Source organism: Paenirhizobium selenitireducens ATCC BAA-1503 (assembly GCF_000518785.1).
Classification (GTDB): domain Bacteria; phylum Pseudomonadota; class Alphaproteobacteria; order Rhizobiales; family Rhizobiaceae; genus Allorhizobium; species Allorhizobium selenitireducens.
Map to the genome: position 1 here is coordinate 105093 of NZ_JAEG01000001.1, position 18639 is coordinate 123731.

General features: G+C 65.4%; 15 protein-coding genes and 3 riboswitches. Of the genes, 11 read left to right on the plus strand and 4 right to left on the minus strand.

The features are described from left to right. Window positions 1-328: 328 nt before the first annotated feature. The 3 genes from gcvP to gcvT all read right to left on the minus strand — a co-directional run bounded on the left by gcvP (window position 329) and on the right by gcvT (window position 4947). The gene (gene gcvP / locus L867_RS0100570) at window positions 329-3193 is read right to left on the minus strand and encodes an aminomethyl-transferring glycine dehydrogenase (RefSeq protein ID WP_028735073.1); all 2865 of its coding nucleotides are present in this window, start codon (window positions 3191-3193) and stop codon (window positions 329-331) included. After that, window positions 3190-3552, minus strand: coding sequence for a glycine cleavage system protein GcvH (gene gcvH, locus L867_RS0100575; protein ID WP_028735074.1), 363 nt, complete (start codon window positions 3550-3552; stop codon window positions 3190-3192). Before gcvH ends, gcvP begins: the two co-directional genes overlap by 4 nt. Window positions 3553-3807: 255 nt before the next feature. Then, the gene (gcvT, locus tag L867_RS0100580) at window positions 3808-4947 is read right to left on the minus strand and encodes a glycine cleavage system aminomethyltransferase GcvT (protein WP_028735075.1); all 1140 of its coding nucleotides are present in this window, start codon (window positions 4945-4947) and stop codon (window positions 3808-3810) included. A gap of 68 nt (window positions 4948-5015) precedes the next feature. Continuing rightward, a riboswitch (glycine riboswitch) is annotated at window positions 5016-5099 on the minus strand. Between the two features lie 2 nt (window positions 5100-5101). Continuing rightward, window positions 5102-5190: riboswitch (glycine riboswitch) on the minus strand. A 238-nt stretch (window positions 5191-5428) separates the two neighbouring features. Between gcvT and L867_RS0100585 the strand changes: the two genes are divergently transcribed. Further along, a complete protein-coding gene (locus L867_RS0100585) occupies window positions 5429-5800 on the plus strand; it encodes a hypothetical protein (RefSeq protein WP_028735076.1) in 372 nt (123 codons plus the stop codon). 85 nt (window positions 5801-5885) lie between these two features. After that, complete coding sequence (locus tag L867_RS0100590; RefSeq protein ID WP_028735077.1) at window positions 5886-6944, plus strand: copper chaperone PCu(A)C; 1059 nt, start codon at window positions 5886-5888, stop codon at window positions 6942-6944. A 102-nt stretch (window positions 6945-7046) separates the two neighbouring features. Here L867_RS0100590 and L867_RS0100595 read toward each other — a convergent pair whose 3' ends face one another. Further along, on the minus strand, window positions 7047-7322 hold the full coding sequence (locus tag L867_RS0100595; protein ID WP_028735078.1) for a hypothetical protein: 276 nt from the start codon (window positions 7320-7322) through the stop codon (window positions 7047-7049). Between the two features lie 285 nt (window positions 7323-7607). Here L867_RS0100595 and L867_RS0100600 point away from each other — a divergent pair, with 285 nt between their 5' ends. The 9 genes from L867_RS0100600 to cobN all read left to right on the plus strand — a co-directional run bounded on the left by L867_RS0100600 (window position 7608) and on the right by cobN (window position 18632). Further along, window positions 7608-8144, plus strand: a complete 537-nt coding sequence (locus L867_RS0100600) for a flavodoxin domain-containing protein (RefSeq protein ID WP_028735079.1) — start codon at window positions 7608-7610, stop codon at window positions 8142-8144. Window positions 8145-8220: 76 nt separating this feature from the next. After that, window positions 8221-8598, plus strand: a complete 378-nt coding sequence (gene crcB / locus L867_RS0100605; RefSeq protein ID WP_028735080.1) for a fluoride efflux transporter CrcB — start codon at window positions 8221-8223, stop codon at window positions 8596-8598. Between the two features lie 97 nt (window positions 8599-8695). After that, window positions 8696-9688 carry an RluA family pseudouridine synthase gene (locus L867_RS0100610; protein ID WP_028735081.1) on the plus strand — a complete coding sequence of 331 codons (993 nt, stop codon included), beginning with the start codon at window positions 8696-8698 and terminating at the stop codon, window positions 9686-9688. Continuing rightward, window positions 9685-10338 carry an HAD-IA family hydrolase gene (locus L867_RS0100615; RefSeq protein ID WP_028735082.1) on the plus strand — a complete coding sequence of 218 codons (654 nt, stop codon included), beginning with the start codon at window positions 9685-9687 and terminating at the stop codon, window positions 10336-10338. Before L867_RS0100610 ends, L867_RS0100615 begins: the two co-directional genes overlap by 4 nt. Window positions 10339-10348: 10 nt before the next feature. Then, window positions 10349-11140 (plus strand): ATP12 family chaperone protein, encoded by a 792-nt coding sequence (locus L867_RS0100620; protein ID WP_028735083.1) that lies wholly within the window; start codon window positions 10349-10351, stop codon window positions 11138-11140. A gap of 63 nt (window positions 11141-11203) precedes the next feature. Beyond that, window positions 11204-11929, plus strand: a complete 726-nt coding sequence (locus L867_RS26275; RefSeq protein WP_028735084.1) for a hypothetical protein — start codon at window positions 11204-11206, stop codon at window positions 11927-11929. 42 nt (window positions 11930-11971) lie between these two features. Then, window positions 11972-12347: riboswitch (cobalamin riboswitch) on the plus strand. Between the two features lie 233 nt (window positions 12348-12580). Further along, window positions 12581-13102, plus strand: a complete 522-nt coding sequence (gene cobU / locus L867_RS0100630; protein ID WP_028735085.1) for a bifunctional adenosylcobinamide kinase/adenosylcobinamide-phosphate guanylyltransferase — start codon at window positions 12581-12583, stop codon at window positions 13100-13102. Window positions 13103-13104: 2 nt separating this feature from the next. Further along, window positions 13105-14178, plus strand: a complete 1074-nt coding sequence (gene cobW, locus L867_RS0100635; protein ID WP_028735086.1) for a cobalamin biosynthesis protein CobW — start codon at window positions 13105-13107, stop codon at window positions 14176-14178. A gap of 278 nt (window positions 14179-14456) precedes the next feature. Further along, on the plus strand, window positions 14457-18632 hold the full coding sequence (gene cobN, locus L867_RS0100640) for a cobaltochelatase subunit CobN (RefSeq protein ID WP_028735087.1): 4176 nt from the start codon (window positions 14457-14459) through the stop codon (window positions 18630-18632). The last annotated feature ends 7 nt before the right edge of the window (window positions 18633-18639 follow it).

Genomic DNA, 18639 nt, shown 5'->3' on the forward strand with positions numbered 1-18639 from the left:
GAAATAGGCAATTAGGTAACCAGCTAAATAAAGAAATGGAAAATTACATTGAGATCTAGGGGCGGCCGAGTGCGGCGTTGAGGACTACCTTCGCGGCATGGCGAGCCAGCCCGCCATGCCGATCGGGATGCGCGCCGAGATGCCCAGGCCGATATTGTCGAAGACGGCCACGCCGAGTGCCGCGCCGATGCCGGCGCCGATTGCGTTTCAGAGGGCCATGAGCGAGAGCCTGGGCGGTTCCGATGGCCGATTTGCCGCCACGCTACCCACAACGAGAAAGCCCGCCTTGCGGGCGGGCTTTCGTCGCATGTGAGGGCAGTCGAGGCCGCTATTCGGCGGCTTCCGCATATTCGCTCATCGGCGGGCAGGTGCACACCAAATTGCGGTCGCCGTAGACATTGTCGACGCGGTTGACCGACGACCAGTACTTGTCGACCCTAAACGCGCCGGGCGGGAAGCAGGCCTGCTCGCGCGTATAGGGACGCGTCCACTCGCCGACCAGGTCCTCCACGGTGTGTGGGGCGTTCTTCAACGGGTTGTCGGTCTTGTCCATGCGGCCTTCCTCGATGTCGCGGGCTTCCTCGCGGATCGCCAGCATGGCATCGCAGAACCGGTCGATTTCGGCCTTGGTTTCCGATTCCGTCGGCTCGATCATTAGCGTGCCGGCAACCGGCCAGCTCATGGTCGGCGCATGGAAGCCGCAGTCGATCAGGCGCTTCGCCACGTCGTCGACGGTGACGCCGGAGCTATCGGCGAGCGGCCGGGTGTCGATGATGCACTCATGCGCCACGCGGCCGGCCTCGGACTTGTAGAGCACCTCATAGGCGCCGGTCAGCCTTGCTGCGATGTAGTTGGCGTTGAGGATCGCCACCTTGGTCGCCTGGGTAAGCCCTTCGCCACCCATCATCAGGCAGTAGGACCAGCTGATCGGCAGGATCGACGGCGAACCGTAGGGCGCCGCCGACACCGCGCCGGGACGGCCGTCGGTCGCGACATGGCCCGGCAGGAAGGTCGCCAGATGCGCCTTGACGCCGATCGGGCCCATGCCCGGACCGCCGCCGCCATGCGGAATGCAGAAGGTCTTGTGCAGGTTGAGGTGGGAGACGTCGGAGCCGATGTCGCCGGGGCGGGCAAGGCCGACCATGGCGTTCATGTTGGCGCCGTCGAGATAGACCTGGCCGCCATGGGCGTGGGTGATCTCGCAGATCTCCCGCACCGTTTCCTCGAACACGCCGTGCGTCGAGGGGTAGGTGACCATGCAGCACGACAGCGTGTCGGCATACTGCTCGGCCTTGGCGCGGAAGTCGTCGAGATCGACGTCGCCGTTGTCGCGGGCTTTGACCGGCACGACAGTCATGCCGGCCATCTGGGCGGAGGCCGGGTTGGTGCCGTGCGCCGAGGTCGGGATGAGGCAGATCGTGCGGTGCGTATTGCCGCGCGACAGGTGGTAGTTGCGGATCGTCAGCAGGCCCGCATATTCCCCCTGCGCGCCCGAGTTCGGCTGCATGGAAATCGCGTCATAGCCGGTCACCGAGCAGAGCTTTTCCGACAGATCGTCGATCATTTCCTTGTAGCCGAGTGCCTGGTCGGCCGGGGCGAAGGGATGGATCTCGGAGAACTCGGGCCAGGTGATCGGCAGCATTTCCGCCGTCGCATTGAGCTTCATCGTGCAGGAGCCGAGCGGGATCATCGCCCGGTCGAGCGCGAGGTCGCGGTCGGACAGCCGGCGGATATAGCGGGTCATCTCGCTTTCGGCGCGGTTCATGTGGAAGATCGGATGCGTCAGGTATTCGCTGGTGCGTAAGAGATCCTTGGGCAGGCGATAGCCGGTGTCGAAATCCGCGACGACAAAGCTGCCGCCGAACGCGCGCCAGACGGCTTCGAGCGTCGCCGGCCGGGTGCGTTCGTCAAGGCTGATGCCGATCCGCGTTTCGCCGATCTTGCGCAGGTTGACCCCTTCGGCGACCGCTGCCCGCAGGATCAGGCCCTGCATGTGGCCGACTTCGACGGTGATGGTGTCGAAGAAGGTTTCCGGCTCGACCGCGTAGCCGAGCTTTTCCAGCCCCTTGGCGGTCAGGACGGCCTTCTGGTGCACCTGCTGGGCGATCGCCTTGATGCCCTTGGGGCCGTGGAAGACAGCATACATCGACGCCATGACGGCGAGCAGCACCTGCGCGGTGCAGATGTTCGACGTCGCCTTTTCGCGGCGAATATGCTGTTCGCGGGTCTGCAGTGACAGGCGATAGGCGCGGTTGCCGCGCGCATCGACTGAGACGCCGACGAGACGGCCGGGCATGGAGCGCTTGATGGCGTCCTTGACCGCCATATAGGCGGCGTGCGGGCCGCCATAGCCGACCGGAACGCCGAAGCGCTGGGTCGAACCGATGGCGATGTCGGCGCCCATCTCACCGGGAGACTTGAGCAACGTCAGCGCCAGGATGTCGGCGGCGACCGCGGCGATGGCGCCGGTCTGGTGCAGGCGCGCGATCAGGCCGGAGAAATCGTGGATATGGCCATGCGTGCCCGGATACTGGAAGATCGCGCCAAAGACGTCGACCGGGTCGAGATCGGTGAACGGATTGCCGACGATCACCTGCCAGCCGAGCGGCTCGGCGCGCGTCTGGATGACGGCAATGGTCTGCGGATGGCAGGCCTCGTCGACGAAGAAGGCCTTGGCCTTCGACTTCGACACGCGTTCGGCCAGCGCCATGGCTTCCGCGGCCGCGGTCGCCTCGTCGAGCAGCGAGGCGTTCGCCACGTCGAGCCCGGTCAGGTCGCAGATCATGGTCTGGTAGTTGAGCAGCGCTTCGAGGCGGCCTTGGGAAATCTCCGGCTGGTAGGGCGTATAGGCTGTGTACCAGGCGGGGTTTTCCAGGATGTTGCGCTGGATGACCGGCGGCGTGATCGTGCCGTAATAGCCCTGGCCGATCAGCGAGACGAGCGCTTTGTTCTTGTTTGCGGTCTCGCGCAGCTTGTCGAGCGCCTCGCGCTCGGTCATGGCGGCCTCCCAGGTGAGGGGGACCGCCTGGCGGATGGACGAGGGCACGGTGGCGTCGATCAGCGCGTCGAGGGTCTTGTAGCCGACGATCTTCAGCATCTCCTCCATTTCGGCCGGCGAGGGGCCGATATGGCGGCGATTGGCGAAATCGTAGGGCTGGTAGTCGGTGAACTGGAATTCGGTCGGCGTGCTCATGCGATCAGCTCTTTGTAGGTGGCTTCGTCGAGAAGGGCGTCGGCATCGGCAACCGTCTTCAGCTTCAGCTTGAAGAACCAGCCGGCGCCCTGCGGATCGGAATTGACCAGCGACGGGTCGTCGACGATCGCCTGGTTGATCTCGGTGATCTCGCCGTCGAGCGGGCAGTAGACCTCCGAGGCGGCCTTGACGGATTCGACGGTCGCGGCATCCGCGCCCTTGTCGAAGGTCGCGCCGACTTCCGGCAGTTCGACGAAGACCAGATCGCCCAGCTGCTCGGCGGCATGGGTGGTGATGCCGACGGTCGCGACATCGCCCTCGAGCTTCAGCCATTCGTGTTCAGCGGTGAATTTCAGCATGTGATGTTCCTCTCTTGGAAAATTGGATCGCTACGTTTCGTGTGTGTGGCACCCCCCTCTGTCCTGCCGGACATCTCCCCCTCAAGGGGGGAGATCGACGAGTGTCGCTGTCCTGCTCCCCTGTCGGAGCTAGCTGGCTGGGCGGGATTGTGCCGCGGTATTGATGGCTGAACGAGAACGCCCGATCTCCCCCCTTGAGGGGGAGATGTCGCGAAGCGACAGAGGGGGGCGAGCCGGTCACATTCATCGGCAGACTTACCGTTTGTAGGTCGGGGTGACGAAGGGCATCGCGGCGACGGTGACGGGCAGGTATTTGCCGCGCACTTCCGCAAAGATCTGCGTGCCGGGCTCGGCATGGGAGGCGGCGACATAGCCCATGGCGACCGGTCCCTCGACGCTCGGGCCGAAGCCGCCGGACGTCACTTCGCCGAGCTCCGTCGTGCCCTCGGCATCGGCATAGAGCTTGGCATGGCCGCGCACCGGTGCCTTGCCCTCGGGTTTCAGGCCGACGCGGCGGCGGCTTGTGCCGTTCTCCAGTTCGGACAGGATGCGATCGGCGCCGGGAAAGCCGCCGGCGCGGGCGCCGCCGCTGCGGCGCGCCTTCTGGATCGCCCATTCGAGGCCGGCCTCGATCGGCGAGGTCGTGGTGTCGATGTCGTTGCCATAGAGGCAGAGACCCGCTTCGAGACGCAGCGAATCGCGGGCACCAAGCCCGATCGGCTCGCAGTCCGGATGGGCGAGCAGCGCCTTGGCGATCGCTTCGGCCTTGTCTGCCGGCACCGAGATTTCAAAACCATCCTCGCCGGAATAGCCGGAGCGCGAGACGATGCAGGCGACGCCGTCGAGCGTCACGTCGCGCACGTCCATGAACTTCATCGCGGCGACGTCGCCGCCGAGGCTCGACAGCACGGCCTGCGACTGCGGACCCTGAAGCGCCAAAAGTGCCCGGTCGTCCAGATAGGTGACGTCGACGCGGTCGGAGAGGTGTTTCTTCATGTGGGCGATGTCAGCCTGCTTGCAGCCGGCGTTGACGACGACGAACAGGTGGTCGCCGCGATTGGCGAACATCAGGTCGTCGAGAATGCCGCCGTTTTCGTCGGTGAAGAAGCCGTAGCGCTGCCGGCCTTCCTTCAGGCCGAGAATGTCGACCGGCACCAGGCTTTCGAGCGCGAGCGCCGCGTCTTCATAGGCGCCGGACTTTGCCCGCAGTTCCACCTGGCCCATGTGCGAGACGTCGAACAGGCCGCATTTGGCGCGGGTGTGGAGATGTTCCTTCAACACGCCGGCCGGATACTGCACCGGCATGTCGTAGCCGGCGAACGGTACCATGCGGGCGCCAAGCGCGACGTGAAGGTCGAAAAGAGGAGTTTTGTGCAGTTCGGCGGAATGGTCCAAGAAGGCGCCTCCGGTTCTGGGCGCTCGCGCGCCGGCTCAAGGTCTTGGGCACGGGTGTGCCGGTGTCATGAGCCCCCTCTGTCCGTTTGCCTGAGATTGTTATCCCTTCGGCGCACCCTTCCGTTTCGGGAAGGTTTCTCTCCAGAGTTCCAGTCGACGCCCTGCGGTCCTTTTGCCTGAGAGTTTCCGGGGCGGTTGCTCCTTCGGCACCGGAGTGAACCGGTTTCTCCCTGCAGGGATGCGGCAATTATCGGGCTGGGTGGTGGCTTGGCAAGAGGCAAAGGTCGCCAGCGAACAAATATTTGTCGCTCACGCTTCAGTCTTTCGTCTGGGCACGCGGCGCGCCCGCCCGGCTTGCTGCTGTTTGCGGCGGATCAAAGACGTGTCGCCGCCAATCCGCAACAAGGGGGCGCAATTCAATACGAGGACTTTGAATTCCGGCGGAAAGCCGCTAAGGAATCGTCTCGTTCGGAGGAATGCAATGTCGAAGGCACGGTTGATGAGGGGCGGTCTGCTGCGCATTCTATGCGCATTCGCCCTTCTGTCGCTGGCCTTCGCCCACAAGCCGCCACAGGTCATGGCCGCAGCCTATGCGACAGTGTCGCTGCAGTTGCCGGACGGTACCTTTGCCGACATGTGCATCGGCGACACGGCGACCAAGAATCCGCTGGTCCGTCAGTATTGCGAAGTCTGCGCGCTGTCGTCGACGGCGCTTCTTCCGCCTCCGGCGGGCGAGTCCTGGCTGCTCAGCCAGTTCGCCGGTCTCGCCAACGATCCGGTCTTCGTCACCGAACGACCGGACGTGCTGTCGATCGAGCGCCCGCGCTCGCGTGCTCCTCCCGAGCTTTCCTGATTTCCTTCGACCATCGATAGAAATGGCGCCCTTTTCCGGCGCATGCCGGCATCCTCCACGAGGAGGGCCGCACAGGAGACCACAGATGAAGACCATGATTTCCGCTCTCGCCACCACAGCCGTTGCAGCCCTTGTCGCCGGTTCGGCTCATGCCCATGCGAGTTTCGCCAATGCGCCGGCCAAGCCGGAATCCTATGTCGCCGCGGTCCTGCAGGTGCCGCACGGCTGCGACGGCAAGGCCACCAACGAAGTGCAGGTCAAGCTGCCCGAAGGTTTCGTCTTCGCCAAGCCCATGCCGAAGCCGGGCTGGGAACTCGAGATTATCAAGGGCGACTACCAGAAGACCTATGACAACCACGGCACGGCGGTGAAGTCCGGGGCGGTGGAGATCCGCTGGAAGGGCGGCAATCTGCCGGACGACAACTATGACACCTTCACGATCAACGGGAAGGTCAGTGGCGTGGAAGCCGGCGGTGCGCTCGCTTTCGTCACGACGCAGTTGTGCGGCACGGACGGCAAGGTCGCCTGGGACGAAGTGGCCGCACCCGGCGTCGATCCCCATTCGCTCAAGCACCCGGCGCCGCTGCTCCAGCTTGCCGCAGTTGATGACATGCCGATGGGCCACGGTGCCATGCACGGGCAGGGGGCCATGCATGGCCAGGGTCACGATGCTATGATGATGGCTCAGGGCGGCCAGATGATGCATGGCGCGATGGACGGGTCCGGCATGGCCGGCGCCAATCCAGGCACGATGGAAACCGCCAAGGTCGGTGACCTCGAACTGACTGCAGGCTTCACCCGCGCCATGCTGCCGGGCCAGCCTGTGGGCGGTGGTTTCGTCACCATCCAGAATGCCGGCGCAACCGACGACGTGCTGATCGCAGCCGAATCGCCGACATCGGGTCGCGTCGAGCTTCACGAAATGGCGATGGTCGGTGACGTCATGAAGATGCGTCAGCTGAAGGACGGCATTCCGGTTCCGGCCGGCACAACCGTGGAGCTGAAGCCGGGTGGTCTGCACATGATGTTCATGGATGTGAAGGATCCGTTTGTCGAGGGCGGCCAGGTGCCGGTGACCCTCACCTTCGAAAAGGCCGGCACCGTCGAACTCGTTCTGCCGATTGGTCCGGCCAAGGGCAAGTAAGCCCGGATCCCAGTGCCCCGGATCCCAGTGCATTGTCGAAGGGCCACGGCGGATTTCCGCCGTGGCCCTCATGTCATCCGGGAGGATGTGTGCGATCTGGCCTCAGGCGGCCGAATTCTTGTAGGCCTCGAGCGTTTCCTTGAGGCTCGCCTGGGCCAGGTGCTTCTGGCTTGCGGTCAGGAAGTAGAGGGCAAGCGCCGGCGGCTGGACGATGTTGACGAGCGCCCTCAGTTGGAAGTCCTCGCTGGTGGCGGCCTTCTCGGCAAGCAGGCGAGTGCTCTCCTCGACGAAGGCGTTACGCGAGGTCCGCTGTGGCGGCTTGGAGCTCTCCATTGCATAGGCGGCTGTCGTGGCCGAGACTGTGACGACCTGTGTCATTGGCTTCACCAACTGGTTTATCAATTGGGCGACACTACACCACCGGCATCTCCGCTTCTTTAAATCGAAAAGTGCAATTTAAGTAAAATCTTAATAGCGGAAATCCGTATTGTTCAAGGATGAATTATTTGCGTGCAGGGGCCCTCGGAAGGCCCTGATCCGCTTGCAATTGCGGTGCGATCTGTCATTTTCCAGCTGAATTTGCGTTCTTCGCAATTGTTCTGGCAGACAACATTTAGGCCCCCGGCGCCGGTCAGGCGAAGGGTGGGAGGAGGGGAGGAAAGCATGATTATTCTCGTGGGTTATGTGAGCATCGAGGGCCAATCCAAGAAGATCGCCGAGACGGTCGCCGCCCAGATCGAAAAGGGCGGGGACCGCGCCGTGCTGGTCAACGTCCTGACCGGTGCGGAATACGGCGTCGATCACCCGCAGGCCGTGATCCTTTGCGCGCCGATCCATGCCGGACGCTACCCGGCCCCCTTCGTCGACTTCGTCGAGCGCGAGCGCGACTGGCTGAAGTCCGTGCCGAGCGCCTTCGTTTCGGTGTCGCTGTTCATTCGCAGCGAATTCGCCGAAGAGCGCGAGGAGGCGATGCATTTCCCCGACGCCCTGATGGCGCAGACGGGCTGGACGCCGGGCATGGTTCACCACGCGGCCGGCGCGCTTCGCTACACGGAATACGACTTCTTCAAGCGTTGGATGGCCAAGCGCCTCGCCGCGCGCGAGGGTGCCCCGACCGACGTCAACCAGGTCTACGAATTCACCGACTGGGCGGCGCTCGACAGCTTCACCAAGGAATTCATCGCGGCCGCCAAGGCCTGAGCGAAACCGCCCGCCGGTCCTGATCGGCGGGTTTCTCTCTTGCCGGCTCTAGAGCCTCGGCTGCACGTGAGGTCGCATGCTCCAGATACTGCTCGTGGCCCTTGGGGGCGCCGTCGGTTCGGTTTGCCGCTATCTGGTCGGTGTCGGCGCGCTCCGGTTGATGGGGCCGTCCTTCCCCTGGGGCACGCTCGCCGTCAATGTCGCCGGCTCGTTCGCCATCGGCATTCTGGGCGAACTGATCGTCGTCCGTTTCGGCGCCTCGGCCGAGTTGCGGCTTCTGCTGATCACCGGTTTTCTCGGCGGCTTCACCACCTTCTCCGCCTTTGCGCTTGACGCCGTCACCCTGTTCGAGCGGGGCGCCTCCTTTGCCGCGGCGACCTACCTCGCGCTCAGCATCGGTGCGTCGATTGCCGCCGCGATCGCCGGCATCGGTCTGATGCGTTCGCTGCTCTGACTGGTTTTCCTGTTTCCATCTTCGGTCGAAATGCTCTAAAGCCCTGCTTAAGACGAGATCTGCGGGCTTTTCCGCAGCAGTGACCGAAAGATTGGCTATGGCAGGCATCGAACATATCACCGTGGAAGCCGACGAGGCAGGCATGCGTCTGGACCGTTGGTTCAAGGTGCATTTCCCCGGCCTCGGCTTCGGCCAGTTGCAGAAACTGCTGCGCTCCGGCCAGGTGCGTGTCGATGGCGGCCGCGTGAAGACCGACGCCCGCGTGCAGCCGGGGCAGGTGGTGCGCATCCCGCCGCTGGACGTGGACCTGAAGATCAAGGCCGGGCCGATCGGCTCGCACGACCTGAAGCATTCCGAGGATGGCGAGCTTCTGTCGCGCATGCTTTTGCATGAGGACGAGAAGGTGTTCGTGCTCAACAAGCCGGCCGGGCTTGCCGTGCAGGGTGGTTCGGGCCTGACACGCCATATCGACAAGATGCTCGAGGCCTGGACCAGCAAGAAGGGCGAGAAGCCGCGTCTCGTGCACCGGCTCGACCGCGACACCTCCGGCGTGCTGGTGGTTGCCCGCACGCGCGGTGCGGCCCAGAAGCTCACGGCCGCCTTCCGCGAACGCGATACCCACAAGACCTACTGGGCGCTGGTCAAGGGCGTGCCGCGCAAGCACGAGGACAAGATCTCCACCTGGCTGGTCAAGGACCAGACCGACGAAGGCGACCGGATGCGCGTCGCCCGGCACGGCGAGGACGGTGCCGATCACGCAGTTTCCTACTACCGCGTCATCGATACCGCCGCGCAGAACCTCGCCTGGCTGGAAATGGAACCCTATACCGGCCGTACCCACCAGTTGCGCATCCACGCGCTGCATATCGGCCATCCGATCATCGGCGATCCGAAATATTTCATCGACGACCACAACTGGGATTTCCCCGGCGGCGTCCAGAAGCGCCTGCATCTGCATGCACGTCGCATCGACATCCCGCATCCGAACGGCGGGCGCCTGAAGGTCACCGCGCCGCTGTCCCCCCATATGGTGCAGACGTGGAACCTGCTGGGCTTCGACCAGGCGGACGGCGACGGCGAGGCAGAATGAAACTCGTCCTGTTCGATTGCGACGGCACGCTCGTCGACAGCGTCGCCCTGATCCACGAGGTGATGGTGCGGACCTTCCGCCACTTCGGCAAGGCCGAGCCGACGGTCGCGGCCACCAAGGCGATCATCGGGCTCACCCTCGACATCGCGATCGCCCGCATCGACGGAAAGCCGCATGCCGACCCGGAAGCCGTGGCGATGATGGCCCACTACAAGGACATCTTCCTCGGCGTCCGCGGCGAACTCGGTTTCCATGAACCGCTTTTCCCCGGCATCGCCGAACTGATCGCCGCCCTTTCTGCCCGCGACGACGTGTTGATCGGCGCCGTCACCGGCAAGTCGCGCCGCGGTCTCGACATGGTGCTTGAAACCCACGGCTTCGCCTCCCATTTCTTCGTTTCCCGCACGGCCGACGATTGCCCGTCCAAGCCGCACCCGGCCATGGTCACGGAGTGTTGCGACCAGGCGGGCTTCGTGCCGGCCGAAACCGTCGTCATCGGCGATGCGGTCTACGACATGCAGATGGCCAAGGCCGCCGGTGCGACCGCCATCGGCGTATCCTGGGGTTATGCCAGCGTCGAGCAATTGTGGGCCGCCGGTGCCGACGCGGTGGTCGATCGCCCGGCCGACATTCTGAACTACATTCACTGAGGTTTTTCCGATGCGCGACGAGTTGAGCGTTTTCGTCCCCGAGCAGAGCGATGCCGATCCGGTGCGCCGGGCGCAGATCCAGATGAAGAAGCCGCAGGCCAAGCGGTTCTATACCGAGGTGACGGTCGTGCCGGAGGGTGAGGCCTTTGCCGTGAAGCTCGACGGGCGCCCCGTCAAGACGCCGGGCAAAAAGCTCCTGGCGCTTCCGACCCGTGCGGCTGCGGAACTGGTTGCCGCCGAATGGCGCGCCCAGGTGGAGATCATCAATCCCGAGACCATGCCGGCGACGCGGCTTGCCAATACCGCGGTCGATGCCGTGGCCGACCAAGCCGAGGCGGTGTTCGAGGACATCGTGCGCTACAGCGGCAGCGACCTCTTGTGCTACCGCGCCGACGGTCCGCAGGAACTGGTAGAGCGCCAGCGCGAGCGCTGGGACCCGGTGCTGTCCTGGCTGGCCGCAACCCATTCCGCCCGTTTCATCCTGGCCGAAGGCGTCATCCACCAGGAGCAGCCGGCCGAGGCCGTCGCCGCCTTCGCCACGGCACTTCAGGCCGAGCGCTCGCCGCTCGCCTTGTCGTGCCTGCATGTGGTCACGACCATCACCGGCTCGGCCATGCTGATGCTGGCCCTTCGCGACCGCCATCTCACGCTTGAAGAGGTCTGGGCGCTCGCGCATCTCGACGAGGACTGGACCGACGAGCACTGGGGCGTGGATGTGGAGGCGGAGGCGCGGCGCGCCAAGCGCTTTGCCGAAATTGCCGCGGCCTCGGCCATGCTCGAGGCACTGCGCGCTAAGGATTAACGGTCCGCTAACCATAAAGGTGGGACTCTCTGGCGGAATAGAATCATCCGTCCGGGGTTGCTCATGTTTGCGCGCTTCTTCAAGCTTGGCTTCGCGCTGTTGTTGTTCGGCGCACTGGCCTCCTGCAGTCTCACCAACGGCCGGCCCATTACCCGGCCGCTCAGCTATCATGTGCGCGACGTCACCGTGATCGCCGATGCGACCGTTCCGACCCGGATCATCGCCGGCGTCGATCGGCGTGTGTCCGCCGCGATCACCGCAACCCGGCCGCCGGCCGGGGCCGAACGGGTGGTCGTTCTCGTGCGGATCGAAAAGCTCGGCTACGGCTTCAACGCGCGGCGCCATTTGCAGACGGCGCGCTTTACCGTGACCGCCGCCTCGGTGGAAACGGGCGACCCGGTCGCAACGGGCAGCTTCCTGGTCAACAATCCAACCGACGATCCGATGATGGCAGAAGAGAGCCTGGCCGAAGAAATCGCCAGCCGCGTGCGCTTCGCCTTCTCGTTGGCCTCGCCGTCGCTGCGCAAGGTCGTCCGGCCGCCGCGCGCACAGTCCACCAGACTGAAGACCGCGCCGGAGTCAGGGGCGCCGGCCATTGCGGAGCCTGCGGCCGCAACGGCTGCCGAGCCCGCGGCTGAAACGCCTCCGGCCCCGGCCGCACCGCCCGCCGAGGCGATCAAGACGAATGTCGAGGAAGGCGCAAGCGGTGCGGTCAAGCTCGGCGGCACGGCACCGAACATCCCCTGCGATCCCGCCAAGGACAAGGATTGCGCCGCGCCGAAGCCCTGAGTCGTTCCTGGACCTCGATTGACTCGGATACGGCTTCCACCTATTCCAGAGACTACGGATGGTTTCCGGGCCGGCCATTTTCGGCCCGGGAAGCAAAAGGGAATGCGACGGCGGGGATCCAGACCGGGACCGCCAATCGCAGCCGACCCCGCGACTGTAGAGCGGCGAGGGTCTTCCGTCCGGCAAGGGCCTCGGTGACGGATGGCGGTTCGCAGGGTGCGGACGGTCCGAAGCAGGGTTCAGCCGGAAAAGCCACTGGAGGGCTGCGCGATCAGCCGGGGCCGGACGCCTCTATCATCTACGAATCGTCCTCCCTTTCGCGCCGCATCCACCTCCGGGAAGGCAAGGAAGATCCGCCGGTGCATCTTTGGCACCACGACCCGCGAGCCAGGAGACCTGCCAACCGTGCCGGGCATCAAGCCCACACCTTGCAAAGGGGAGGCTCCCCTTGTTGCCAGCACGGAGGTTGTCGTGGCGACACTATCGACGAACGGGATCTCCGGATTCCGTGAATGCGCACATCGTGCGATCCTGTCCCGCGAAGGCCGCTCCGCCGTGAGCGGTCGACCAGCGCCTGCGTTCCGCGGTGCGCGCTTTCGCCTGCACGGGTGCTGCGGCTTTGCCCCCGTTCTCGCCGGCGGGCGTTGAGCCATGGCCGGCCCATCCTCTTCCATTCTCGTTCTCGGCGGCGCCCGCTCGGGCAAGTCGCGCTTTGCCGAGGGTCTTGCCGTCGACTGCGCGGCTGACCGCCATTATGTCGCGACCGGTCGCGCCTTCGACGAGGAAATGCGCGACAGGATAGCCAGGCACCGCACCGATCGCGGCGATGGCTGGACGACCCATGAGGAGCCGGTCGATCTGCTCGGCCAGCTCCGGCGGATCGATGATCCGTCGCGTGTCGTGCTGGTCGACTGCCTGACGCTCTGGGTCACCAATCTGATGCTGGAAAACCATGACGTTGCGGCCCGCTCGGCTGAACTCGCCGCGTTTCTCCCGCAGCTCAAGGCGAGGGTGATCCTGGTGTCGAACGAGGTCGGGCTGGGCATCGTGCCGGAAAACCGCATGGCGCGCGAATTCCGCGACCATGCCGGCCGGCTCCATCAACTGATCGCGGCGCGTGCCGCGGAAGTCTATTTTGTCGCGGCCGGCTTGCCGCTGAAAATGAAGGGTTGACCATGCTGCAACAGAAGATCCCCGCGACCGTCATCACCGGCTTCCTCGGCGCCGGCAAGACCACCATCATCCGCAACATGCTGATGAATGCCGGCGGCAAGAAGATCGCGCTGATCATCAACGAGTTCGGTGATCTCGGCGTCGACGGCGACGTGCTGAAGGGCTGCGGCGCCGACAACTGCACCGAGGACGACATCATCGAGCTGACCAATGGCTGCATCTGCTGCACCGTCGCCGACGATTTCATCCCGACCATGCAGCGCCTGCTGGAGCGCGACGTGAAGCCCGACCACATCGTCATCGAGACCTCGGGCCTGGCGCTTCCCCAGCCGCTGGTCGCCGCCTTCAACTGGCCGGACATCCGCACCCGCGTCACCGTCGACGGTGTCATCACCGTGGTCGACAGCGCAGCGGTGGCCGCCGGCCGCTTTGCCGACGATCACGACAAGGTGGATGCGGCGCGCGTGGCTGACGAAGGCCTCGACCACGACAGCCCGCTGGAGGAACTGTTCGAGGACCAGCTGACCTGCGCCGACCTCATCATCCTCAACAAGACCGACCTGCTCGACGCCGAGAGCATCGCCCGGGTGCGGGCCGAAGTGGCCGAGCGCATCCACCGCAAGCCGACGCTGATCGAGGCGAAGAACGGCGACGTGCCGGCGCTGGTGCTGCTCGGCATCGGGGCTCGCACCGAAGACGACATCGAGAACCGCAAGTCGCACCATGAGATGGAGCACGAGGCGCTGCACGAGAGCGGCGAGGATCACGACCATCACCACGATCACGACGAATTCGAAAGCTTCGTCATGAAGCTCGGTCCGATCGCCGATCCGTCCGGCTTTGTCGATCGGCTGAAGGGCGTAATCGAAGCCCATGACGTGCTGCGTCTCAAGGGTTTCATCGACGTGCCGGGCAAGCCGATGCGCCTCGTCATCCAGGCCGTCGGTTCCCGCATCGACACCTATTTCGACCGCCCCTGGGCCTCCGGCGAAAAGCGCGAAACCCGCTTCGTCGTCATCGGCCTGCACGACTGGGATTTCGGCGCGGTAGTCGAAGCGGTCGAGAAGGCGGCTTGAGGTTTGAATGAGAGTATGAGCGCGCGGTTCACCCCCCTCTGGCCTGCCGGCCATCTCCCCCTCAAGGGGGGAGATCGGCATGCGGTATCCGCAACGACGGTGGCTGGACTTCCCGCGTTTGTCGGTTATTGGAACGCTCACTCGATGATGGAACGTTCGGCGAGGGTTGCCATCTTCCAATCTCCCCCCTTGAGGGGGAGATGCCCGGCAGGGCAGAGGGGGGTACCCGCGACGCTCCAGGGCAGCAATGAGGGGCATGTTACCCATGCCGTGCGCGCATGCATCTTCTCCTAGCCCAGAAAGGCTCGATCGCCGACGGAGACGAGGCCGTTGATCTCGGCCAGACGCCGGGCGACATCCTGTTCCTCTCGGCGGCCGATACCGAGCTGGCGGCGATTGCCGCCGCGGTCGCGGCCCGTGCCGAGGGCCCGAGCTTCCGGCTCGCCAGCCTGATGAGCCTCAAGCACCCGATGTCCGTCGACACCTATGTCGAGCGCACGGCGCGGCATGCGAAGCTGATCGTCGTCCGGGCGCTCGGCGGCGCCAGCTATTTCCACTATGTGCTCGAGGCGCTGCATGCCATGGCCCGCCGCACGGGAGCAGCGATCGCCGTGCTGCCCGGCGACGACAAGCGGGACGAGGGGCTTGCCGAATTCTCGACCCTTCCTCCGGAGGACCTGTCCGCGCTCTGGGCCTATCTGATCGAGGGCGGCGACGCCAATGCACGGGCTTTCGTCGACTATGCCTGCGCCCTGATCGGTCACGGCGAGAAGCCGGCGCCCGCCGCGCCCCTCCTGAAAGCCGGCATCTGGTGGCAGGGCAGGGGCGCGATCGGTGTCGGTGAATGGAAGCAAGCGTCGAGGATCGCCCCTCATCCGCCTGCCGGCACCTTCTCCCCGTCGAACGGGGAGAAGGGGTATTCTGGCTCTGCGTCGCCGAGTTCGGTGATACCCCCCTCTGGCCTGCCGGCCATCTCCCCCTCAAGGGGGGAGATCGGACGCGGTGACCACGCCGCGTCACCTCCAGCTTTGGTGTTTGCGGAAAGGGATTCTGAAGGCCCGACGCCGGATGAAGCTGAGGACGCTTGCCGCGAGTCGATCTCCCCCCTTGAGGGGGAGATGGCCGGCAGGCCAGAGGGGGGGGAACGCGTGCCGCCGCCGCCCGTCGCCGCCCTCTGCTTCTACCGCGCCCTCGTGCAAACCGGCGAGACCAGGCCGGTCGAGGCTATGATCGACGCCTTGAAGACGCAAGGGTTGACCGCGCTGCCGGTCTTCGTCTCCAGCCTGAAGGACGCCGTCTCGGTCGAGACGCTCCGGTCGATCTTCGCCGAGGCGCCGCCCGCCGTCGTCATCAACGCCACCGGCTTTGCCGTCTCGGCGCCGGGCGCCGAGCGGGTCTCGACCGTGCTGGACGAGGGCGGCGCGGTCGTGCTGCAGGCGCTGTTCTCATCCTCCACCCGCGAGGCCTGGGAGGCCTCGTCGCAGGGCCTCACCGCCCGCGATCTCGCGATGAGCGTGGCGCTGCCGGAGGTCGACGGCCGGGTGATGACGCGTGCCGTTTCCTTCAAGGCCGCCGCGCGTTTCGATGCCCGCGTCGAGACCAATATCGTCTCCCACGAACCCGATGCCGGTCGCGCCGCCTTCGTCGCAAGACTGGCCGCCAATTGGGCGCGGCTCAGGTTGACCCCGGCCTCCGAGCGGCGGGTGGCGCTGGTCATGGCCAACTATCCGAACCGCGACGGCCGCCTCGGCAATGGCGTCGGCCTCGACACACCGGCGGGCACCGTCGAAGTCCTGCGCGCCATGGCCGCCGAGGGCTACACGCTCGACGCGCTGCCCGCCGACGGCGATGCGCTGATGACCCATCTGATGGCCGGCCCGACCAATGCGGCGACCGACGGCCGCGAGATCCGCGAAACGCTATCGGCAAGCGATTACATTAGCTTCTTCGAAAGTCTTCCGGAAAAGGTTCAGGAAGACGTTACCGCGCGTTGGGGCGCGCCGGAGAAAGATCCGTTCTTCCTCGACGGCCGGTTTGCCCTGCCGCTGTCGCGCCTCGGCAATGTCGTCGTCGGCATCCAGCCGGCGCGGGGCTACAATATCGATCCGAAGGAAACCTACCATTCGCCCGATCTCGTGCCACCGCACGGCTATCTCGCCTTCTACGCCTATCTGCGCCGGCAGTTCGACACCCATGCGGTGATCCATATGGGCAAGCACGGCAATCTGGAATGGTTGCCGGGCAAGGCGCTGGCGCTGTCGGAAACCTGCTACCCGGAAGCCGTCTTCGGCCCGCTGCCGCATCTCTACCCCTTCATCGTCAACGACCCAGGCGAGGGCACCCAGGCCAAGCGCCGCACCTCCGCCGTCATCATCGACCACCTGACCCCGCCGCTCACCCGTGCCGAAAGCTACGGGCCGCTGAAGGACCTGGAGGCGCTGGTCGACGAATATTACGAGGCCGCGGGCGGTGATCCGCGCCGGCTGAAACTGCTCAAGAAACAGATCCTCGACCTCGTCGCCGACATCGGCCTCGACCAGGACGCCGGCATTGTCCGCGACGAGGCGGAGGAAAGCGCGCTCGAAAAGCTCGACGCCTATCTCTGCGACCTCAAGGAAATGCAGATCCGCGACGGCCTGCACATTTTTGGCCTTGCACCGGAGGGCCGGCTGCTGACCGACCTCACCGTGGCGCTGGCCCGCGTGCCCCGGGCTCTCGGCGAGGGCGGCGACCAGAGCCTGCAGCGGGCGATTGCGGGGGATGTTCTTGTGAAAGAAGACCCCTCCCCAACCCCTCCCCACAAGGGGGAGGGGCTTCCGCTCGAGCGTGACGCTGCCGTTGAACGCCAAAGCGAGCCACGGGTGTTCTCCCCCCTTGTGGGGGAGATGGCCGGCAGGCCAGAGGGGGAGTTTTCGTTCAAGGTCGACATATTCGACCCCCTCGACTGCGTCATGTCCGACCCCTGGACCGGTCCGAAACCCACCATCCTCTCCGACCTGACCGACGCCCCCTGGCGCACCAGGGGCGACACCGTCGAGCGCATCGAACTCCTCGCCGCCAAGCTCGTGGACGGGACCGCGTCCTGCCCCGAAGACTGGCTCGCCACGCGCGCCGTGCTTGAGGAAATCAAAACCCGCCTCAAGCCGTCGATCATGCGCTCCGGTCCGGCCGAGATCGAGGGTCTGCTGACCGGCCTTGCCGGCCGCTTCGTGCCGCCCGGACCCTCCGGCGCGCCGACGCGCGGCCGTCCCGATGTTCTGCCGACCGGCCGCAACTTCTATTCGGTCGACAGCCGCTCGGTTCCGACGCCGGCGGCCTATGAACTCGGCAAGAAGTCGGCAGAACTCCTGATCGCACGCTATGTCCAGGACCATGGCGAGTGGCCGACTTCTTTCGGTCTCACCGCCTGGGGCACCTCGAACATGCGCACCGGCGGCGACGACATCGCCCAGGCGCTGGCGCTGATCGGGGTGAAGCCGCTCTGGGACATGGCCTCGCGCCGCGTCACCGGCTTCGAGATCTTGGCCCAGGCGATCCTCGGCCGCCCGCGCGTCGACGTGACGCTGCGCATCTCCGGCTTCTTCCGCGATGCCTTCCCGGAACAGATCGCGCTCTACGACAAGGCGGTGCGGGCGGTGTCCGCACTTGATGAGGACGAGGGCGACAATCCGATCGCCGCCCGCGTCCGGGCCGAGACCGCGCGGCTCGTCGCCGACGGGCTGGACGAGAAGACGGCCTCACGGCGTGCCGGCTACCGCGTCTTCGGTTCCAAGCCCGGCGCCTATGGCGCAGGCCTGCAGGCGCTGATCGACGAAAAAGGTTGGGAACGCCGCGGCGATCTCGCCGAGGCCTATCTCGTCTGGGGCGGCTATGCCTATGGCGCCGGCGAAGACGGCAAGGCTGAGCGCGGCCTGTTCGAGGAACGCCTGCGGACCGTGCAGGCGGTCGTGCAGAACCAGGACAATCGCGAACACGATCTGCTCGACAGCGACGACTACTACCAGTTCGAAGGCGGAATGACCGCCGCGATCGAGCATGTCGCGGGCGCCCGTCCGACCGTCTACCACAACGACCATTCGAGGCCGGAAAAGCCGGTGATCCGCACGCTCGATGAGGAGATCGGCCGCGTCGTGCGCGCCCGCGTCGTCAACCCGAAGTGGATCGACGGCGTGATGCGCCACGGCTACAAGGGCGCCTTCGAGATCGCCGCGACGGTCGACTACATGTTCGCCTTTTCCGCCACCACCGGCGCCGTGCGCGACCACCATTTCGAGGCGGTCTACCAGGCCTTCGTTCTCGATGAACGCGTGCGCGATTTCATGGCGGAGAAGAACCCGGCGGCGCTGCGCGAAATGTCCGAACGGCTGATCGAGGCTATCGACCGCGGGTTGTGGACGCCACGCAGCAATTCGGCGATGTTCGACCTTTCGCGGCTCGTGCAAGGTCGTACCTGAAACGACA